At 35.6% G+C, this 863-nt stretch carries 1 protein-coding gene; it reads right to left on the bottom strand.

Annotation, left to right across the window (positions count from 1 at the left end; translation table 11 throughout):
• Window positions 1–180: 180 nt before the first annotated feature.
• Window positions 181–384: a hypothetical protein gene (locus QM491_RS25460; RefSeq protein WP_283330403.1), complete on the bottom strand. Its 204-nt coding sequence runs from the start codon at window positions 382–384 to the stop codon at window positions 181–183.
• Between the last annotated feature and the right edge of the window lie 479 nt (window positions 385–863).

The raw sequence follows: 863 nt of genomic DNA, 5'->3' as shown, positions 1-863 counted from the left end.
AGATAGTTATAGATCTTTGTTAAATCGCTTCGACACAACGATTTCAAGTTGGATGGGGTTTAACTTTATAGCATTCATTATCATGGCAATTAAGAAAATTAAAAAGTCAAGATGACTTCTCTATATTACGGATAATTCACGTTCAAGTTTTAGACTACTTCTGATACCATTGAGATAGCCTTACAAGTAAAGTTTCAAGAATATCTGATGCTCAAAAGCTGGTCTGCCTTCTGTTTTAATAGTTTGTGGAGAGAATTGTAGTTTCTCCATTAGGAGTTTATCAACAAAAGCATCTAGAAACCGCACGGGATTATCGCAAGCAATAGCATCTTCGAGAGAAGAAAAATGAAATTGAAAACGGTCTTTTTTAGGAGCTATGGGCATCTGGTGAAGAAGATTTATTAGACCTGAAAATACCATTTTTTTAGCATATCTCAAAGATTTGGGAGAGTTAGCTTTTTCACAGCCTGACGGTTAGTAGCTATAAGAAGTTGGCGATTTCGAAGCACAAAACTGTCTGCCAGCACTGAACTTGATACGAAGCACAAAACTTCATTTAGCCACTGAACCGCCAATTTCTTGTAGGTGCTGTTACAGGGCGTTTTTCTTTCTATCACGCTATTGTTCCGATTCATTGTCTGCGTATAAAATGTCTTTCGGCAAAAGGTCGTTCTGTAAATATTTAATTTCCGCTTTTGTCCAAAAGTTAATGTTCATTAGTCCCATTGTTCCGTTGTCAAACTGTTGTAAGCTTCCCCAAAAATAGTACGGATTAAAAGTTTAAAAAGTGTGATATTTTTTAACTTTAGGTAAGTATTATGAAAAGCAGCAAATTTAGTCCGACCGAAATTGCAAAGATTCTT

Origin of the sequence: Flectobacillus longus (genome assembly GCF_030056705.1) — a bacterium.
Classification (GTDB): domain Bacteria; phylum Bacteroidota; class Bacteroidia; order Cytophagales; family Spirosomataceae; genus Flectobacillus; species Flectobacillus longus.
Note: the sequence above shows the minus strand (reverse complement) of the source record. Positions and strands in the feature narration are given on the sequence as shown.

What these genes read in the sequence shown, in the direction of transcription:
- QM491_RS25460 (WP_283330403.1), bottom strand. Translation starts at nt 384, where the DNA reads ATGCCCATAGCTCCTAAAAAAGACCGTTTTCAATTTCATTTTTCTTCT.